Below are 19,531 nucleotides of genomic sequence, written 5' to 3' on the forward strand. Positions count from 1 at the left end.
GAATTTTTTCGCTGGTGCAGCACAATGAGCGGGTCGCCGCTTTCAAGGAAGCTCACCCATGCATCCGTTTTCCATTCAGCGCATCGATCATGTCGTCCTGCGCGTAGCCGACCTGCAACGCAGCATCGATTTCTACGGCAAAGTGTTCGGTGCCGAAGTGGTCAGGCATAACCAGCCGCTGGGGCTGGTGCACTTGCGGGCCGGCACCTCGATGATCGATCTGGTCGACCTTGCAGGCGAACTCGGGCGCAAGGGCGGCGGCGCGGCTGAGGCGCAGAAACGCAATGTCGACCACTTTTGCCTGCGCATCGAGCCGTTCGATGAAGCGGCGCTTGTCGCTCACCTGCAGTCGTTCGGGCTGACCGTGGAGCAAGCCGCCAGACGTTTCGGCGCCGAGGGCTACGGCCTGTCGCTGTATTGTTTCGACCCGGACGGCAATCAGGTCGAACTCAAAGGCCCGTCCGAAGGCGCTCAGCCAGACGTTTCCTGAAGCAACAGTTCGGTCACTTGCGCCAGCGCCAGATGGCCGTTTTGCGGTTGCTCAGAGGCCAGGTTGAACAGCGCCAGTTGCCGATCGGCGCTGTTGCCGGTGTCAATGATCGCCCGCGCACGTTCAAACAACTGCGCCGCGCCCAACGCCTGCGCGGTCTCGGCAAAACGCTGCTCGGCAAGTTCAAGCCACTGCGCGATCGAACAGTCGCCGTCGATGCCCTCGACCAGAAAGCGCGCATGAGTGCCCAGGCGTTTGGCGCGCCAGCGATTTTCTTCCAGCATCGAGCGCGCGGTCTGGTCGTACAGCAGACCGGGGCGCCGCTGTGCACTGGCATGAGCCACCAATACGCGAAAAAACGCCGCGAGCGTCAGCGCATCATCAACCCGAGGGCAGGCGTCAGTCATGCGCAGCTCGAGCGTCGGAAAGCGCGCCGCCGGGCGCGCACCCCACCAACACTCGCTCGGCTCCGTGATCGCGCCGATGCGCGTGAGAAACGCCAGGTGATCGTCGTAATGGCGCTGATCGGCAAACAGCGGCGGGATACCCATGCGTGGCCACTCGTCGCACGCCGTCTGCCGGTAACTCATGAAGCCGCTGGCGGCGCCATCCCAGATTGGCGACGAACAGCTCAGCGCCAGCAGGAGGGGCGTCCACGGCAGCACTTCGTTCATCACCGCAATCCGATCCAGCGGCTCGATCACTTCGACGTGCACATGCAGGCCTGACAGCACGCTGCGCCGCGCGACATGGCCGTAGCGTTGGAACAGATATTGGAAATGTTCCTCGTCGGTCGGCACCTGCTCGCGCCAGTCGGCCAGCGGATGACTGCCGGCGCTGAGCAGGGCCAGGCCAAACGGTTCGAGGGCTGCCCCCAGGGCCTGACGGCTGCCGCGGAGAAAATCGCCGGCGTGCAGAAAATCGCTGAACACCGGCGAGGCCACCTCGATCTGCCCCTGAAACATCTCCGTGGCAAACCACACGCCCAGCGCCGCCCGGCATGCCTCGATCGCCTGTGGTGGCGGGCTGCCGACCATGCTCAAGGTCTGCCGATCAGTGAGGAAATACTCTTCCTCGATACCGAATCGCGGATGGCTCATGGCGGTGCTCGAGTGAGTGTTTCTCTTCAGAACCCGCCGCAGCAACGGTGGTTCAAGCCAGGCGACCAGTGCCGCGAATGCACCGTTGGTCTTGTCCATTGCACTTGGGCGGCGAGGGCGTTTCCAAACAAGTCCGATCAACGTTTTCTGGAGGCAGACATGAGCAACCCATCCAGCAACGACAAGGCCCTCAATGAGACCGGCAATCCCAACGACGACGGCTTCGCCATCGGCACGGCCGGGCGTGATGAAGATCCCAACGCCACCACCGACTGGGACGTCAGCCGTGACAGCGAAGATGTCATGACACCGGGCGATACTCGCGGTTTGCCCGGTTACCCTGGCGCCGAACACAGTAACCCGTCAAAACGCGTTCCCGACACCAGCGTCCCAGCCAACGGTGATCCATCCGTGCAGAACGACAGCGGCGCTGACTGAAGCGCTGGAGGATGGCAGGATAATGGCGTCGGTCGAACTTTTTCGATCCGGCGCCACTCTGAACGTGTCATAGGGTCGAGGTTCGGCAGAAAAAACGCTTCGGCAGTCAAAAAAGCTGCGTGGCGTGATAAATTCCCACCCCACGCCGTGCCCACCCAGAATGGCCCCTGCCGGGTCCCACCAAGAGCGATCTACATGCAAGCAAAGGCCCGTGAGGTTTATGTGCCACCGGTGCTGCAAGATCTGCGGGCCGGCACAGCCGAACTGCACATCGCACTGGAAAAACGCCTTCCTTTTTTCTCCGACTCCCTCGATACCCGCGCTTTCGAACGCCTGATGGCGGCCTATTACGGTTTCTATCAGCCGCTGGAACGGGCGTTGCTGGCCAGCGGGGCGGTGCCGGACGATTTCAATCTGACGCCTCGTCTGAAGGCCGAAACCTTGCACGCCGACCTGCGCGCGCTGGGCGCGAGCGCCAATGACTTGCCGCTGTGCGAGGACTTGCCGGTGATCGACTCCAGCGCTGCCAGCCTTGGCGTTCTGTACGTGCTCGAAGGCGCCACCCTTGGCGGGCAGATCCTGCGTCGGGAAATCGCCGCGCGGCTGAATCTGGATGCCGACAACGGCGCCGCGTTCCTGGATGTCTATGGCGCTGCCACCGGGCGGCGCTGGCGCGAGTTCATCGAATACCTGAGCAACCGGCCCATGGATGCCAGCGAACGCGCGGCCGTGGTCAGCGCAGCACAAACCACATTCAGCTGTTTCGAGCAGTGGCTCGAGCGCCAGGAGGTACTGGCATGAACCTGCAAGACCAACAAGCCTTTGAAGAACTGCTGGCCAACTGTGCCGACGAGCCGATCCGCTTTCCCGGCGCGATTCAGCCCCATGGTTTGCTGCTGACCCTGAGCGAGCCTGCGCTGCAGATCATTCAGGTCAGCGCCAACGTCGAAACCCTGCTGGCCCGCGCGCCGGAATCGTTGATCGGCCAGCCGCTGCACAGCCTGATCGGCGCCGAACACACCGCGCAAGTGCAGGAAGCCTTGCAGCAGGCGACGTTCTCCGAGGCGGCGCCGCTGCGTTTCGAGCTCAACGGCACCTCGTTCGAAGGTTTGCTGCATCGCCACCAGGGTGTGCTGATTCTTGAGCTTGAGATCCACGTCAAGAATTTCCAGCCGCGCAACGTTGCCGGGGTCAACACCCATCTGGGTCGCATGCTCCAGCGCCTTCAAGCGGCGACCACGCTGCAGGCCTTGTACGACATCAGCGTCAAGGAAATCCAGGCGATGACCGGTTACGACCGGGTGCTGATCTACCGCTTCGAGGAGGAGGGCCACGGCCAGGTCATCGCCGAAGCGTCCGACCCGTCGATGGAAGTGTTCAATGGTCTGTTCTTCCCGGCGTCGGACATCCCCGAGCAGGCGCGCGAGCTGTATCGCACCAACTGGCTGCGGATCATCCCCAACGCCGATTACCAGCCGGTGCCGCTGGTGCCGAAGTTGCGCCCCGACACGCAAACGCCGCTGGACCTGAGTTTCGCCACCCTGCGCAGCGTCTCGCCGATCCACTGCCAGTACATGAAGAACATGGGTGTGCTGTCGTCGATGAGCATTTCGCTGCTCAAGGGCGACAAGCTCTGGGGCCTGATCAGTTGCGGCAATCGCCAGCCGCTGCACGTGCCGCATGAATTGCGCATGGCTTGCCAGACCATCGGTCAGGTCTTGTCGTTGCAGATCAGTGCGATGGAAACCCTGGAACTGACTCGCCAGCGCGAGGAGAAGGTCGAAGCGCTGGCGCGGCTCAACCATGCGATGATCGATTCGCCGCAAAACGTGTTCGACGGCCTCGCCCAGCAGCCGGCGACGCTGATGGCGCTGGTCAATGCCGGCGGCATCGCGATCATCGAAGACAAACAACTGCACCGTTACGGCAACTGCCCGGCGCCGGAAGAAATTCGCGCCCTGCACAAATGGTTGCAGGAGCGCGGCGAGCCGGTGTTCGCCAGTCATCATCTGTCCAGCGTTTATCCGCCGGCGGCGCAGTATCAATCGGTCGCCAGCGGTGTGCTCGCCATGAGCCTGCCCAAACCGGTGGACAATGGCGTGCTGTGGTTCCGTCCGGAAGTGAAGGAAAACATCAACTGGAGCGGCGACCCGCGCAAACCGCTGGACCTGGAAAACTCCGACGCCGGCCTGCGCCTGCGTCCGCGCACCTCGTTCGAGATCTGGAAAGTCGAGATGGCCGGGATCTCCACCAAGTGGAGCCACGGTGATCGGTTTGCTGCCAATGATCTGCGTCGCTCGGCGCTGGAAAACGATCTGGCCCGCCAGGTACGGCGCGAGCAGGAGGCCGTGCGGGCGCGAGACGAACTGGTGGCGGTGGTCTCCCACGATCTGCGCAACCCGATGACTGTGATCTCCATGCTGTGCGGCATGATGCAGAAAGCCTTCAGCTCTGAGGGGGCGCACACCTCGCGGCGCATTTCCACGGCGATCGATACCATGCAACAGGCCACGGCACGCATGAACACGCTGCTCGAAGACCTGCTCGACACCTCGAAAATCGACGCCGGGCGCTATTCCATTACCCCGCAGGCGCTGGACGTCGGGCTTATCTTCGAAGAAGCGCAATCGCTGCTGTCGCCGCTGGCCCATGACAAGGACATCAGCATTTCCTTCCAGGCCGATCCTGACCTGCGCATCCACGCCGACCCTGAACGGCTGTTTCAGGTGCTGTCCAACCTGGTCGGCAACGCAATCAAATTCACCCCGCGCATGGGCACCGTTGGTGTGCACGCCAAGTCGGTGGGCGATGAGATTGTGTTCATCGTGCGTGACAGCGGCGAAGGCATTCCCAAGGAACATTTGCCGCATGTGTTTGATCGCTACTGGACAGTGAAGGAAGGCAATCCGACCGGTACCGGCCTTGGTTTGTACATCACCCAAGGCATCGTCGAAGCCCACGGCGGACAGATCGTCGCCGAGAGCGAGCCGGGGCAGGGTAGCGAGTTCCGCTTCACCGTGCCGCGCCTGGCCTGATCGCCCTGTAGGAGTGAGCCTGCTCGCGATGGCGTCCGTCCCGTCAGCGCTGTTCTGACTGATCCACCGTTATCGCGAGCAGGCTCACTCCTACAGGTCTTGCGGTGGGCTCTGCAATTTGGTTTCACACAAAACCCTGTGGGAGCGAGCCTGCTCGCGAAGACGTCAGCCCAGCCAACACTGGGCTGACTGACCCACCGCTCCTACAGAAGATTCGTATCCTCAGGGTCATTTTCTTCAATACCGCAAATCCCGTGCTCGCTACCGTAGTCACCTCGTTCCTCATTTGAAGCAGGTGTGCAATGAGTCTGATTCTTTCCATGGCGGCGTTTGCCCTGGCCGCTTCCATCACCCCCGGGCCGGTCAATATCGTCGCCTTGAGCTCTGGCGCGCAGTACGGCTTTCGTGCCAGCCAGCGACATGTTGCCGGGGCGACGCTGGGGTTTGTGCTGTTGCTGGTGCTGATGGGGCTGGGACTGCATGAAGTCCTGCAGTTGTGGCCGTTCATGACTCGCGTGGTGCAGTGGGCTGGGGTGGCGTTTCTGCTGTTCATGGCCTGGAAACTCGCCAGCGATGACGGCCAGTTGCACGCCAGCGAGTCCGGCCGCGCGCCGTCGATGCTCTATGGCGCCGTGATGCAATGGCTTAATCCCAAGGCCTGGCTGGCGTGCGTGGCCGGCATGGGCGCGTTTGTCGCCGACGGCGAGGCGCGGCTGGTCTGGCAATTTGCGGCGGTGTATCTGGTGATCTGCTATCTGTCGGTGGGGTGCTGGGTGTATGCCGGGACGTTCTTGCGTGGCTATCTGAGCAACGCGGCGGGGATGCGCTGGTTCAATCGGCTGATGGCGTTGTTGCTGGCGGTGAGCGCGGTTTATCTCCTGATCACCTGATTGACCTGTCGATCACAAGACCCTGTAGGAGTGAGCCTGCTCGCGATAGCGGTGGATCAGTCAATGCAGTGCTGGATGACACACCGCTATCGCGAGCAGGCTCACTCCTACAGGGGATTTGTGTGTTAGCAGAGATTGGGTTCAGCCGCGGTACTGGCCCGGCGTTGCCGCCAGATGCTGTTTGAACACTCGCTGAAAATGCGCCTGATCGGCAAATCCGGCCTGGAGCGCGACATCGGCAATCAACTGGCCGCGGCGCAAGCGTTCGCGGGCGAACTGGATGCGCTGATTGACCAAAAAGGCATGGGGTGTCATTCCGTAACGCTGCTTGAACGCGCGAATCAGGTACGACGGCGACAACTGCGCCGCCGCGCAAATCGCCTCGAGGCTGAGCACTTCGGTGCAATGTGCACGAATGAAATCAGCGGCGCGTTCCAGCTTGAAGTTCGGCTCACGTACAGGCTGATCAGCCGGATTCAGGCGCAGTTGCAAATCACTGAAAAACTCCACTGCCGCGCTGTGTTTCGCCAGCGCCTCCAACTGTTCGTCGACCAACACCTCATACAACCCCGTCAACCTGCCGAACAGCTCGGCATCAGCCAGATGCGTGTCCGAAAAACGCCGGAATTCCAGCTCCGCCGCAAACCCCAACTGGTGCTGCAAATCCGTCAGCCACGGCGTTTCGACATACAACATCACATACGACCACGGCTGATCGTCGATCGGATTACAGGCATGCACATCGCCGGGATTCATCAGCACCACGGTGCCGGCCGCCACCGCAAACTGCGCTTGCTCATGGACATAGGTGCTGCGCCCGGCAGTGATCGCGCCGATGGAAAAGTGCGCGTGGGAATGCCGTGCATAACAGACCTCGCGACCATCAGCGATGGCTCGCGCCTCAATGAAAGGCAGGGCGTCGTCGCGCCAGAAACGCGGGGCTTTGTCGGGGTTCTTCGCAGCGGCGTGTTTCATCGTGATCGTCCCGGCAGGTCAGCGCTTGAGTGTATTAGCTCTGGCCGGCGAATGCCCGTCGCGATTTGCGCGTTGTCCGTATCTTGCGACATCTGCAGCAATCCCCCTCGGCAGGTCGAAAGCAATGATGCAAGCTGCAATAGGCTGGATGGCGTAACACTGCGGTTCTTCGAAGCCTATCTGGATTGTGTTTATCAAAAGTGCGAAGGAGCTAAACCATGAAGACATTCACTGGCGGCTGCCTGTGCGGCGCTGTGCGTTTTCAGGTCACGGGCGAGCCTTATCGCGTCGGGCTGTGCCATTGCCTTGACTGTCGCAAGGTGCACGGCGCGTTGTTTCATGCCTCGGCGATTTTTCCTCAAGACGCGGTGACGATTACCGGCGAAACCCATGACTACCAGGGGCGGCACTTTTGCCCGCGCTGTGGCTCGTCGGTGTTCAATCGATCCGCCGATGAAATCGAAATTAACCTGGGCGCCCTCGACGCGCCGGATCAACTGCTACCCACCTATGAAAGCTGGACGGTACGGCGCGAGTCGTGGCTGCCGGATTTTCCACTGTCCAGGCACTACGGCGGTGATCGTGAAGGCAAGGGGCGCGGAGAGGGGTAGAGGACTTATCCCCATCTCGCGCACACCGACGATCCCTGTAGGAGTGAGCCTGCTCGCGATAGCGGTATGCCAGTCACTCTTGTATTGACTGATCCACCGCTATCGCGAGCAGGCTCACTCCTACAGGGGATCGCGTACGTTCGTGATATTACCCGCGGATAAACGCCAGCAAATCCGCATTGATGGTTTCAGCCTGCGTCGTCGGCATGCCATGCGGAAAACCCGGATACGACTTCAGCGTGCCATTGGGCAGCAGTTTCGCCGACAACGGTCCGGAGTTGGCATAAGGCACGATCTGGTCGTCCTCGCCATGCATCACCAGAACCGGCACCGTGACTTTTTTCAGATCCTCGGTGAAGTCGGTTTGCGAAAAGGCGACGATGCCGTCGTAGTGCGCCTTGGCGCCGCCGATCATGCCTTGCCGCCACCAGTTGGCGATGATCCCTTCCGACGGCTCGGCGCCGGGGCGGTTATAGCCATAAAAAGGCCCGCTCGGCACATCGCGGTAAAACTGCGCGCGATTCGCCGCCAACTGCGCCTGAAAGCCGTCGAACACCGATTTCGGCAAGCCACCCGGGTTGCTTTCGGTCTGCACCATCAACGGTGGTACGGCGCTGATCAACACCGCTTTGCTGACCTTGTCCTGACCATGCCGGGCGATGTAATGGATGACCTCGCCGCCCCCGGTGGAATGGCCGACGTGGACAACGTTGCTCGTACCCAGATGATTGACCACCGCCAGCACATCGTCGGCGTAGTGGTCCATGTCGTGGCCGTCCCAGACCTGACTTGAGCGCCCGTGTCCCCGCCGATCATGGGCAATCACCCGAAAGCCCTGCGCGAGAAAAAACAGCATCTGCGCGTCCCAGTCGTCCGAGCTGAGCGGCCAGCCATGGTGGAAGTGGATCACTGGGGCGTCGCGCGGGCCCCAGTCCTTGTAGAAGATGTCGACGCCGTCTCGAGTGGTGACAAAGCCCATATTCGTTACTCCTGACCTGTGATGGACAACCGCGAGGCTCGCGGACCGGTTGCGCAGAGATACGACGACTCAGTGCGAGCCGTTATCAACTGTAGGAGCAACCCCACGGTCTGCATGACCGCTGGTCACAACGTCTGGCTTCAAGCGTAATTTAGGCTTTGCTGAAAGGGATAAGCGCGGGCGTGCGTAGTTTCTGCCGCCACAGCGACGCCCCTGCGCAACACCGTAAGCCTGAGGAAATCATCCGATGCTGACCCTGAATATCAATGGCAAGGATCAGGAGCTCGATGTCCCCGCCGACATGCCGCTGCTCTGGGTTCTGCGCGATGTCGCGCACCTGACCGGCACCAAGTTCGGCTGTGGCATGGCCCAGTGCGGCGCGTGCACCGTGCACGTTGACGGCGCGCCATTACGCTCCTGTATCACCCCGGCGACTGCCGTCGCCCACGGGCAGAAAATCCTCACCATCGAAGGCTTGTCCACCGATGGTTCGCACCCGGTGCAGCAGGCCTGGGCAGAACTCGACGTGGTCCAGTGCGGTTACTGCCAGTCCGGGCAGATCATGTCCGCCGCCGCGTTGCTGGCGAAAATTCCCAACCCCACCGACAGCGATATCGATCAGGCGCTCTCCGGCAATATCTGCCGCTGCGGCACCTATCCGCGCATTCGCGCAGCGGTCAAACGCGCCGCCGAAATCGGCTGATTCATTCTGTGGGAGATAGACGATGAACAGTCCGCTATCGCGTCGGGGGTTTCTCAAGGGCAGTGCCGTGTTGGGTGGCGGCCTGATGGTGGCGTTTGTGGTGCCCGGGGCCAATCGCTTCGCCCGCGCAGCAGAAGATCAGAACAAGACATTCGCGCCCAATGCGTTCCTGCGTATCGCCGCGGACAACAGCGTCACCGTGCTGCTGGGCCATTCGGAAATGGGCCAGGGCATCTGGACCGGCCTGACCATGCTGATTGCCGAAGAGCTGGACGCTGATTGGTCGAAAATTCGCGTCGAGCACTCGCCAGCCTCGGCGGCGGATTACGGTTTGCCGGCGTTCGGCGGCATGCAGATCACCGGTGGCTCAACCTCGACCTGGATGGAATTCGACCGCTACCGACTGGCCGGGGCGACGGCGCGGCAGATGCTGGTGGAAGCGGCGGCGAAACGCTTCGACGTCGCGCCTTCGACGATTCGCACTGAGTCCGGCGTGGTGATCGCCGGGGACCAGCGCGCGACCTACGGCGAACTGGCCGATGTCGCCGGGCAACTGCCGGTGCCGGATCCGAAAACCATCACCTTCAAGGAGGCCAAGGACTGGAAAGTCATCGGTAAACCGACCAAGCGGCTCGACACCCCGGAGAAAATCACCGGCCGCGCCAAGTTCGGCATGGATGTGCAGTTCGAGGGCCTGATGACCGCGATGGTCGCCCGCGCGCCGGTGTTCGGCGCCACGGTCAAATCCTTCGAAGGCGCCGCAGCGCTGGCGATTCCCGGTGTGCACAAGGTGCTGCAGGTGCCCAGCGGGGTGGCGGTGGTGGCCGAGCATTTCTGGGCGGCGAAGCTGGGGCGCGATGCGCTGAAGGTCGATTGGGATTTGGGCCCGCTGGCCGACATGAGCAGCGAAAAACTGCTGGAAAGCTTCCGCAAACTGGCGGCGACCCCGGGCACTTCCGCCACTCAGGCCGGGGACGCCAAGGCCAATTTCGCCAAGGCAGCGAAGAAAATCGAGGTCGAGTACAGCGTGCCGTATCTGGCCCACGCGCCGATGGAACCGCTCAATTGCACGGTGAAGATCAGCGCCGGCAAATGCGAAATCTGGACCGGCACGCAGTTCCAGACCCTCGACCAGATGGTCGCCAGCAAGATCACCGGGCTCAAGCCTGAGCAGGTCGAGATTCACACGGAATTCCTCGGCGGTGGCTTCGGTCGCCGCGCCAATCCGACCTCGGACTTCGTCGCCGAAGCCGTGCAAGTCGCGAAAGCGGCAGGCCTGCCGGTGAAAACCGTGTGGGCGCGCGAGGATGACATTCGCGGCGGCTATTACCGCTCGATGTACTTGCACAAGGCTCAGGTCGGGCTGGGTGCCGATGGCCTGCCGCTGAGCTGGCAGCATGTGCTGGTCGGGCAATCGATCATGACCGGAACGATGCTCGAGGCGGCAATGGTCAAGAATGGCATCGATGCGACCTCGGTCGAGGGTGTGGCTGACAGTCCGTACATCAAGGATCTGCCTCATCATCAGGTCGACCTGCATTCGCCGCAGACCGGCATCAACGTGCTGTGGCTGCGTTCGGTGGGCCACACCCACACGGGGTTCGTCATGGAATCGCTGATCGATGAACTGGCGACGGCGGCAGGCAAGGATCCGGTGGAGTACCGGCGAACGCTGCTCAAAGCGCATCCGCGGCATCTCGGCGTGCTCAATCTGGCGGTGGAGAAGGCCAACTGGGGCGCGGCGCTACCCGCCGGGCATGCCCTCGGCGTGGCGGTGCACGAGTCGTTCGGCAGCTACGTGGCACAAGTGGCGGAGGTGTCGCAGGACAATCTGGCGATTCGCGTGCATCGGGTGGTGTGTGCGGTGGACTGCGGCATTGCGGTAAACCCGCAGAGCATCACTGCGCAGATGGAATCGTGCATCACCTTCGGCCTCGGCATGGCCCTGCACAGCAAGCTCACCGTGAAGGACGGCGGCGTCGTGCAGTCCAACTACCACGATTATCAGGTGTTGCGGCTCAACGAAATGCCGGTGGTCGAAGTGCACATCGTCCCCAGCAGCGAAAAACCCGGCGGCATCGGCGAGCCCGGCGTGCCACCGACCGCGCCGGCGGTGGCCAACGCGGTGTTTGCCCTGACCGGGCAACGTCTGCGCGAACTGCCACTGCAACTGTCGGGGGTGTGAGATGAAACGACATCTGGTATTGGGCACCGTCGTTTTGCTGGGCCTTGGTGGCTACGCCTCGGACCTGTTTGCCGAGGATCAGCAGGCATTGAAAGCGTTCGGCACGGTGCAGAAAGTCTTCCAGAGCCCGCGCTGCCAGAACTGTCACATTCCCGGCGATTCGCCGTTGCAGTTCGACGCCGGTATCCCTCACGCGATGAATGTGGTGCGCGGCATGGACGGCAAGGGCGCCGCCGGTTTGCCCTGTGCCACCTGCCATGCCGAAAACAATCCGCCGGCCAGTTACGGCCCCCATGCGCCGCCAGGCGCGCCGCACTGGAGCCTGCCACCGGCGGCGCACAAGATGGCCTGGATTGGCCTGCCGTCAGACAAGCTTTGCGCCATGATCAAGGACCGCGCGAGCAACGGCGATCGCGATTTCGCCGCCCTGTTAAAACACGTCAGCGAAGACAAACTGGTGCTCTGGGGCTGGAATCCCGGAGCAGGGCGCGCACCGGTGCCGGTGCCGCACGATATTTTCGTCGAGCAATTCAAGCTCTGGGCCGATGCCGGCGGACCGTGTCCGGTGGCGGGCGGCTGACGCTGAGCGGTGTCGCCCGGTACAGGGGTACGCAACCTGCGAGTTTAGTCCCGCAATCATCCGTTCGCACCTGTCATATCTGACAGGTGCGAACGCCCGGATTTTGCGGTTTCATGGCTTCCGCATCCCCCCAGTCCCGGAGCCTGCCCATGAACACCCTCGTGACGACAGACGAAACGCAATCGCAACCCGTCGAACCGCTGGCGCTGAGGCCACCGGTTTTTTCCAGCATCCGGACGCCCGTCGAGGGCTACGACGGGGGCTTCGGTGTAGGAGCGGTCGAAGGCGGCTTGCGTTTTGCGATCAATCCTTGGGGCGTCATGACGGCGGGGGATGAAGTCAGGGTTTACTGGGGCAATCCGACTGATGAGGTGTGGAGGCACACGCTGTTGACCGGCGAGGAGAACAAGCCGGTGCACGGCCGCATTCCCAGCGGTCATGTGGTACGGGGTGACGTTTATCCGTTGTTTTATTCGATCAAGCGGCTTCATCAGGACTGGGAAGATTCCACCCCGAAACTGAAGGTGCTGGTCAAGCTCGACCGTCCCGGGGGGTTTGATGATGACTACAACGAGGACGGTCATTCACACCTGCTGTACTCCATTCCGCAAACCATCATCGACCATGGTATCGGCCCGGTCGAAGCGGATGCGGGGGTGAATGTCACCATCCTGCCGTATCCTTTCATGCAGATGAATGACTCCATCCACCTTATCTATGGCTCCAAGCGCCTTATCGAGCGCGTCACGCGCGAGCACCTTGAAGACCCGATCAATCATCCACTGATCGTACACATTGACAAGGCGAGCATTGGAGAAGTCGGCGATGGCACGCGGATCAGCGTGCACTATCAGGTGGTCGACGAGGTTGGCAACTATCCTGACGAGCGCTCACCCTGGTCGGCTACCACCTATTTGCTGGTTGATCTCAAACAGAACCGGCTAGGCGCGCCCATCGTGCTGGAGGCTGACCCGGTGACGGGTGAAATCAAGCTGGAAACATTGGGAGAAAAGGACGTCACCGTGCTGGTCAACACTTCGGAAGACCATTTCAGGACTGGGGATATAGTCGTGATGACCTGGACGGGGACCCCGTCCGAAGGATCGCAGGTGGTCCACGGGCCGATCGAATTGCCCGTCGTTCGCGTCGGCCTGCAAGTTGTCTTTCTGATTCCCAACGCCAAGGTCAAGGCCATCGCCATGGGGTCGGCATTGGTGGCGTATACCTTGAAACGTGATGGCGTCCCTGACCGCCCCTCGAAAAACGCGAGTGCCAGTGTCAAGGGCGAGATCAGCAGTTTGCAGGCTCCACAAGTGGTTGAGGCTTCCGGCGGCCACCTGCCCGCGGACGCGCCACGCGCTTCGGTGTCGGTGCCGTATTACCAGGCGCGCCGCCCGGGCGATCTGATCACGGTGCACTGGGAGGGCAAACGTCTCGGCGGCGGCGATACGTATTACCCGATCCGCATCATCGTCGCTGACGAACCGGAAGGCACAGCTATCGTACGCGAGGTGCCGGCGAAGGAAATCCTGCTACTGGACGGTGGTACGGTGAAAGTCCGCTACACCGTTGCCAATGACGATGTGATGCTCAACAGCGTGCGTAACTCGCTGCCGCTGAACCTCACTGTTGGGGATGCCCTGCCCGATCTGCAAAAACCGGATGTGGCTCAGGCGGACGACGAGGACATCCTGCTGCCGGAAGACGCGCCCAATGGCGCTGACGTGACCGCACCATTTGTCGATACGATGAAGGACGACATCGTCGGTCTGCGGTGGGTCGGCTCCACCAGCGGACCCCACCCCAAATATGAAATTCCACTGAGCACGCACAGTGCCGGTTACCCCGTGCCGTTTCACGTGCACCTCGCGCACATCGAGGCCAATCGCAACGGCAAGGTGGACGTGAGCTACTACGTCATTTTTGCCTCGGGTCAGCCGACGCGCTACTCGCAGACCCGCACCCTGAGCATCGGCGAGCCGAAACCGCAATGGGACGCGCCCACCGTGCTGGAAGCCCTCGGCGGACAACTCGACCCCAATGCCCATCAAGGCGGGTTCACTGTAAGGGTCGACACCACCGCGATGCACGACGGCGATGGCATCGATCTGATCATTGAAGGGCGTGCAGGGGAGGGATCAGTTCGGCCGGAGCGGCGATATGTCACGGGAGCAACGCCCATCGACTTTCCGATTGCTGCCTTGATTACCGCCGCAAATCTCGAGAGAGAAGTGAGTATTTGTTATGACGTGGTACGCGGCAGCGGGCCGACGCCTTCCAAAATCTTGCCGTTACGCATCGGCTCATTGCAGAACTTGCCGATGCCGCAACTGGAAGCTATCGATGGCGACTCGTTCAATCCTGCATCCATTCGCGACACCACCCGTGTGATGTGCAACCAATGGCCGTTTCAGTTGTATGGCGCGCTTGTGTGGGTGAGTTACATCGAACAGCTTAGCGATGGGACAACGCGGCAGTACATACCATCTGCGGGCACGCCGAACAATCAGGTCGATGGACTGGCCATGGCGGCCGAAGTGCAGTGGTTGCGGGAGTGCCAGGAAGGTTCAACCCTGAGAGTCGAGCTGAGAGTCGGACTGTTCAAGGCTGCCACGCTAGCGGACGCTGTGAATTGTCCGGTGCGGGTATATGCGGTGAAAAATTTGTTTGATGATTTGACGACGTTTACTCGATCAGAACGAAATGGCTGGTGCGACACAGATCCAAAATACTATGTAAGTAAAATTACTGAAGGAGGTGGTGATTATTATTTGGAATATATTGAATCTCCCGTTATAACTATTTTAAAGAAATTCGTTGGGCTCGCGGTTGGTCAATGCTTTGAACTAAGCTTTGACTATTTTATAAATGGTCAATCCAATATAAGAATAACGAGGTCCGAGTATCCCGATCTGAAAACTGTAGTTTCTCCAACAGGTGGTTGGGAGAGTTTTAAGCTCGAATATGTAAATAGCACGGCGAGCCCAAGCATTAACATATATATAGGGGGTGGACACCCGAAACTTGATAATATCCGGATGAGACAGCTTTCATGACGATTTACATCTATTACCAAAGCTCCATTGCACCCAGCCAACAACCTGTTTCGGGCAGTTAGTGGCGTTGAGGGTGAGCCATCGCGCATTTAGCGCTACTCTAAAGGCGATTGATGCCAATGGAGCATGTGATGCTGGTGCCCGGAAAACCTGCCAATGAAGCTGCACGGATCGACGCGCTGCACGGCCTCAACCTCGACGCGGCGCCTGAAGAGCGTTTCGATCGCCTGACGCGTCTGGCCAAGCGCTTGTTCAATGTGCCGATTGCTCTGGTCACGCTGATCGACAAGGATCGCCAGTGGTTCAAGTCCTGTGTGGGGCTGGATGTCAGCGAGACGTCGCGCGATGTCTCGTTCTGCGGCCATGCGATTTTGCAGAACGAACTGATGCTGGTGCCCGATGCGCGGGAAGATCTGCGTTTTCATGACAATCCGCTGGTCACCGGCGCGCCGAATATTCGCTTTTACGCCGGTTATCCGCTGACCGTGCCGGACGGCAACAAGTTGGGCACCTTGTGCCTGATCGATACCAAACCCCGCAACCTCGACGACGAGGAGCGCGCCTTGTTGCGCGACCTCGCGGAGATGGCCGAGCAAGAGCTGACGGCGGTGCAAATGGCGAGCATGGATGAGTTGACGTTGCTGTCCAATCGCCGCGGTTTCAAGCAACTGGCCCAGCATGCGCTGGATGCCTGTGTGCGTCTGAACCGGCCGGCGACGCTGCTGTTTTTCGACCTTAATGACTTCAAGCAGATCAATGACCTGTATGGCCATGCCGAAGGCGACAGCGCGCTGAAAACCTTCGCCGATGTGTTGCGCATTGCCTTTCGTGAAAGCGATGTGGTCGGGCGCCTGGGTGGCGATGAGTTCGTCGCGTTGCTGACCGGCTCGAGTCACGTCGAAACCACGCGCATCATGGCGCGCCTCAAGGAAATCCTTGAAGAGCGCAACGCCACGCTGCACCGCGGTTATGCAATTCGCTTCAGCGTCGGCCAGATCGAATACGATCCCGCGCGACACGAAACCGTGGACCGGCTGCTGGCCGATGCGGATGGCGCGATGTATGCGCACAAGCAGGCGTTGAAAGGCTGTTAGCGCGGGCGCAATTCATCTGTCGGAGTGAGCCTGCTCGCGATAGCGGTGTGCCAGGCAGCGTGTGCAGTCACAGACAGAACGCTATCGCGAGCGGGCTCACTCCTACAGGATTTGCTGGTGTCGAGTTTCCGCAACGCCCGCCATGACTCAGCGTTTCGGTGGGCTCAGCTTCTGATAAAACCCCAGCCATTTCTCGTGGCAGGCTTCAGCATCCTTGAGATCAGGTGCAACGAGCGCCTCTTGCAAGGCTTTCGCTTCATAAGCTTCGAACAGGTGACGTACTGCCGTCCTGGCGATGGCGTCGACCTTGTTCGACGAAAACGTATCGGGCACTGCGGTGCGTGGTTGTTCCTCCAGCGGTGCGCCTTGGATATCGAGGCGGGTGAGAAATGCTTTGCAGGTGGCATTTGCGCGGGGCAGGGTGCCGTTCCGGTAGGCTTCGGCATCGATGGGCAGCGATTTCGCCGCTTCTTTTGCCAGCGATGGTTTGAGAAGGGTGATATCGATATCACGGCGCAACACCACTTCATCCCTGCAGGTGAAGATCTCGAATACCCTGGCTGGCCGGCCATGCAGCAGCGCCAGCACGCCGAACGCTGCGGTTTTGGCGACATCAGGCTTGTCCGTGGCCGCCGATACCGGCCGCACGGCAAGCAATTCCAGCTCGTGGTCCTCGATGTCGACTCGTTGCGCGAACGGTAAACGACAAAACGCCTCCTTCAGAAACGCGATATGCGCATCCTTCATTTGCTTCAAGCGCGCAGTCAGTGCCGCATGGAAGAAACTGGCTACGTTGTGCAGCCTGGGCAACGACGCAATCATGGGCGCCAATTGCAGCTGCTGATTGCTCGATTGCCATCCCTGCATGTCGCCTGTCAGCTTGCCGGCGATATGCAGATCGCTCAGGGAGTAATGCGTTACCGATGTTTCAGCGTTCAAAGCGGGGACGAACAGCACCTTCGCCGTCAGGTGTGGGTTATCAGCGAAGGCCTTGCGCAGATCCGTCAGGGCAATAGTGGCGGGCGTAGGCGCTGTCGACAGGAAGGCCCGGCGATAAAAACCCGATAGCAGACGATTGTGATTGCGAAAGACCACATCGGCCTGCTTCAGCGTTGCGCTGTCATAAACGGTCACTGCGCATTCCTCATCACGCTGGATCGCACCTCTTGCGACCGCCCAGTCGACAACGACCGAGGCACAGGAGTCCTCGCGCAGAAACGTGTAGAAGTCCGCCGGTGCCGGGCCTTTCGTCAGTTGGCTCAGTTGCTCGTAGGTCATCAAGCGTGCCACGCCCGGCAGGCGGCTTTCGATATACAGCACGACTTGCTTGAACCTTACCCATTCAAGACAACTCATGTAAGAAAGTGACCCCGGAATGTCACGTATCAGAAACTCCGGCGCTATACCGGACAGTAACAGGTGGGTCGCCAGTGTCTTGTTCTTGACCCCGACGAGTTGGGGCTGGCGATCGATGAACCGGCGCACTTCCTCATAACTGTCGCCCCAGAAATCATGGCCTTCCAGACGCTGGCCGACGATTCGGTTCAAGTCCTCGCCGGCGCTCGGCTCCAGGCTGAGAATCAATGCTGCGAGCAACAGACGGTCGCGGTTGGTGGCCAGAAGGCGTTTCTTGTGCGCCGCTGCCCCCAGGCTCTTTACTAATTGATTGCCCAGCGTCCGGGCGCGTGGGGTGATCAGGATGCAACCGATCAAGTAGTCGGCTTTTGCCTTGAGCGTATTGAGCGGCAGATCGGTGTCGATTCCCTCACTGAGGTAATCGATCAACGGCGGCGAGCCCTCGGGCAAATACGATTGCGTGGTGTCGATGATGCTTTGACGTTGTTGCGCCGTGAACCGCTCCGTTTGAGTCCAGGGCTGACCTAACAGGCACCAGTGGTTCATAAGCCCAGGACTCATGTGCAGATTGACTCTGTACCATTTCGCCAGGGCGAGGGCTTGCTCGACAGTTTTCGGCAAAGGGAGATCGTAGAAGCGCAGCATCTGCCCGAGCGTGACGTTGCCGTCCGAGCGCAAGACCCCGCCAGCTTTGCTTGCCTTGGCTTTGAGCTGGTCGCGATAGAGCTTCAGATCCGAGTGCTTTTCCACCTGTGCGGTCAGCGTTACCCAGCCGTGCGGGCTGGCCGTGCCGACGTGACCGGATTCGCTCAAGAGCAGTGGACTGTCGATGGGCAGGCCTTGCTGCCGCAGGATGGCCTGAAAATCAGGGTTGGTACTCAAGACCTGCAATCCACGCTGGCCGAGCGCAATCCACTCTGCCAGCGCAGAGTCCGGATGGGGCTCGCTGAATTCCTCGTAATCGATTCGGGCCGTGGGTGCCTTGTTCCAGCTCAGCGCTATCAGGCGCCGAACGATATGCCTGCCGTCTTCGAGATCGGCAAAGCTTTCGCGATAGCTGCGAATGGGGTCGCCGGTCTGCACATAATCACTGACATAGGGCAACGCGGGCCATGTGTGCCGGCGCAAATCCTGCGCCAGTGACCGGGCGTCGGCCGCATTCTCCGGAACTGGCATGCCATAGCGCGTCAACAGCTCGCCGATTTTGAGCGCCGCACCGGCGGAGGTAGAGGAAGCGGAGGAGGACTTGAGCGATACCAGCGCATCGGCAAGACCTCGTTGCTCGAACGGATCGCTGTCGGTTACCACCTCATCGATTTTCGTCGCGATGCGCTGGAAATCCTCCAATTGCCCGTTGCGTTCGCTGACGACCGCTGAGGTGGTATGGCCTTGCTCATCCATTGCGGGCAAGCCACGGGTCTTCAACTCGGCGACGATCACTTTTGCCTGCGCCTGGTTCTGCGGTTCCGGATAGCCGTAAAACGCCAGGACAACTTCACGAGGGAATCGGTAGAGCGGGTTGGCAGACTTGCCACCTATGTAAGGCAGGCCCAGGCCTGACGAATCGATGCGCTGTGAGATCGACAGCAGCAATGGCGCCATTTGCCACCAGCCGGAATCATCGTCCAGGGTGAATGTACGCACGCGGGTGGCGCCGTTCGATTGTGTGCTCGCCTGCAGTGTGTCGCCCTTCAGACGCAGCGTATCCAGATCGATGTGGAAACGGCTGGCCCAGTCGAGAAATTCCGGGCGTTCGAGGGCTGTCCAGTACAGCTCCATCCATTCGCGCAGCAGGCAGCCGCGGGGGACTTCGAGGGTGCGCGACGGGGTCTCGGGCGTGACCACCGGGACTTCAGTCAACTCGGCAATAAGGTTCTGGATCAGCGTCTGTACATGTACCGGTGTGTCGTTCATCTGCGCCTCCCAGGCGGTTGATAAGCATCAAGCGACGAGTATCGAAGGAGGGGCGCGGTGGCTGGCGGTACATATGTAGTGCGATGAGTTTTTCCGCGGGCATAAAAAAACCCGCCGGATGCGGC

General features: G+C 60.6%; 15 protein-coding genes. 11 read left to right on the forward strand and 4 right to left on the reverse strand.

The features are described from left to right. Window positions 1-58 precede the first annotated feature (58 nt). On the forward strand, window positions 59-490 hold the full coding sequence (locus tag QRN33_RS19045) for a VOC family protein (RefSeq protein WP_065617005.1): 432 nt from the start codon (window positions 59-61) through the stop codon (window positions 488-490). Here the strand turns inward: QRN33_RS19045 and QRN33_RS19050 are convergent. Beyond that, complete coding sequence (locus tag QRN33_RS19050; RefSeq protein ID WP_285409548.1) at window positions 472-1,590, reverse strand: carboxylate-amine ligase; 1,119 nt, start codon at window positions 1,588-1,590, stop codon at window positions 472-474. The two genes, QRN33_RS19045 and QRN33_RS19050, sit on opposite strands and share 19 nt — an antisense overlap. Before the next feature lie 159 nt (window positions 1,591-1,749). On the opposite strand from QRN33_RS19050, the gene QRN33_RS19055 reads away from it, so the two are divergent. The 4 genes from QRN33_RS19055 to QRN33_RS19070 all read left to right on the forward strand — a co-directional run bounded on the left by QRN33_RS19055 (window position 1,750) and on the right by QRN33_RS19070 (window position 5,953). Beyond that, window positions 1,750-2,028, forward strand: a complete 279-nt coding sequence (locus QRN33_RS19055; RefSeq protein WP_285409549.1) for a hypothetical protein — start codon at window positions 1,750-1,752, stop codon at window positions 2,026-2,028. A 195-nt stretch (window positions 2,029-2,223) separates the two neighbouring features. After that, window positions 2,224-2,829: a biliverdin-producing heme oxygenase gene (locus tag QRN33_RS19060; RefSeq protein ID WP_285409550.1), complete on the forward strand. Its 606-nt coding sequence runs from the start codon at window positions 2,224-2,226 to the stop codon at window positions 2,827-2,829. Further along, a complete protein-coding gene (locus QRN33_RS19065) occupies window positions 2,826-5,063 on the forward strand; it encodes an ATP-binding protein (protein WP_285409551.1) in 2,238 nt (745 codons plus the stop codon). The genes QRN33_RS19060 and QRN33_RS19065 overlap by 4 nt, the downstream gene beginning before the upstream one ends. Before the next feature lie 302 nt (window positions 5,064-5,365). Then, complete coding sequence (locus QRN33_RS19070) at window positions 5,366-5,953, forward strand: LysE family translocator (protein ID WP_042609538.1); 588 nt, start codon at window positions 5,366-5,368, stop codon at window positions 5,951-5,953. A 141-nt stretch (window positions 5,954-6,094) separates the two neighbouring features. On the opposite strand, the gene QRN33_RS19075 is transcribed toward QRN33_RS19070, so the two are convergent. Continuing rightward, the gene (locus QRN33_RS19075; protein ID WP_285409552.1) at window positions 6,095-6,928 is read right to left on the reverse strand and encodes an AraC family transcriptional regulator; all 834 of its coding nucleotides are present in this window, start codon (window positions 6,926-6,928) and stop codon (window positions 6,095-6,097) included. A gap of 218 nt (window positions 6,929-7,146) precedes the next feature. Between QRN33_RS19075 and QRN33_RS19080 the strand changes: the two genes are divergently transcribed. Next, a complete protein-coding gene (locus QRN33_RS19080; RefSeq protein WP_285409553.1) occupies window positions 7,147-7,539 on the forward strand; it encodes a GFA family protein in 393 nt (130 codons plus the stop codon). Window positions 7,540-7,687: 148 nt separating this feature from the next. Here QRN33_RS19080 and QRN33_RS19085 read toward each other — a convergent pair whose 3' ends face one another. Continuing rightward, complete coding sequence (locus QRN33_RS19085) at window positions 7,688-8,518, reverse strand: alpha/beta fold hydrolase (RefSeq protein WP_039763251.1); 831 nt, start codon at window positions 8,516-8,518, stop codon at window positions 7,688-7,690. A 247-nt stretch (window positions 8,519-8,765) separates the two neighbouring features. Here QRN33_RS19085 and QRN33_RS19090 point away from each other — a divergent pair, with 247 nt between their 5' ends. From QRN33_RS19090 to QRN33_RS19110, 5 genes are all read left to right on the forward strand, one after another. Continuing rightward, window positions 8,766-9,221, forward strand: coding sequence for a (2Fe-2S)-binding protein (locus QRN33_RS19090; RefSeq protein WP_042609542.1), 456 nt, complete (start codon window positions 8,766-8,768; stop codon window positions 9,219-9,221). 22 nt (window positions 9,222-9,243) lie between these two features. Beyond that, window positions 9,244-11,406: a xanthine dehydrogenase family protein molybdopterin-binding subunit gene (locus QRN33_RS19095; protein ID WP_285409554.1), complete on the forward strand. Its 2,163-nt coding sequence runs from the start codon at window positions 9,244-9,246 to the stop codon at window positions 11,404-11,406. A 1-nt stretch (window position 11,407) separates the two neighbouring features. Next, window positions 11,408-11,986 (forward strand): hypothetical protein, encoded by a 579-nt coding sequence (locus tag QRN33_RS19100; protein WP_285409555.1) that lies wholly within the window; start codon window positions 11,408-11,410, stop codon window positions 11,984-11,986. Between the two features lie 149 nt (window positions 11,987-12,135). Beyond that, on the forward strand, window positions 12,136-15,042 hold the full coding sequence (locus QRN33_RS19105; protein WP_252875948.1) for a hypothetical protein: 2,907 nt from the start codon (window positions 12,136-12,138) through the stop codon (window positions 15,040-15,042). 131 nt (window positions 15,043-15,173) lie between these two features. Beyond that, the gene (locus QRN33_RS19110) at window positions 15,174-16,136 is read left to right on the forward strand and encodes a sensor domain-containing diguanylate cyclase (protein WP_064362011.1); all 963 of its coding nucleotides are present in this window, start codon (window positions 15,174-15,176) and stop codon (window positions 16,134-16,136) included. Window positions 16,137-16,283: 147 nt separating this feature from the next. Here QRN33_RS19110 and QRN33_RS19115 read toward each other — a convergent pair whose 3' ends face one another. Next, window positions 16,284-19,406 (reverse strand): hypothetical protein, encoded by a 3,123-nt coding sequence (locus tag QRN33_RS19115; RefSeq protein WP_285409556.1) that lies wholly within the window; start codon window positions 19,404-19,406, stop codon window positions 16,284-16,286. Window positions 19,407-19,531: the final 125 nt, after the last annotated feature.

The sequence above is a fragment of the Pseudomonas sp. FR229a genome (assembly GCF_030209115.1).
GTDB lineage: Bacteria > Pseudomonadota > Gammaproteobacteria > Pseudomonadales > Pseudomonadaceae > Aquipseudomonas > Aquipseudomonas moraviensis_A.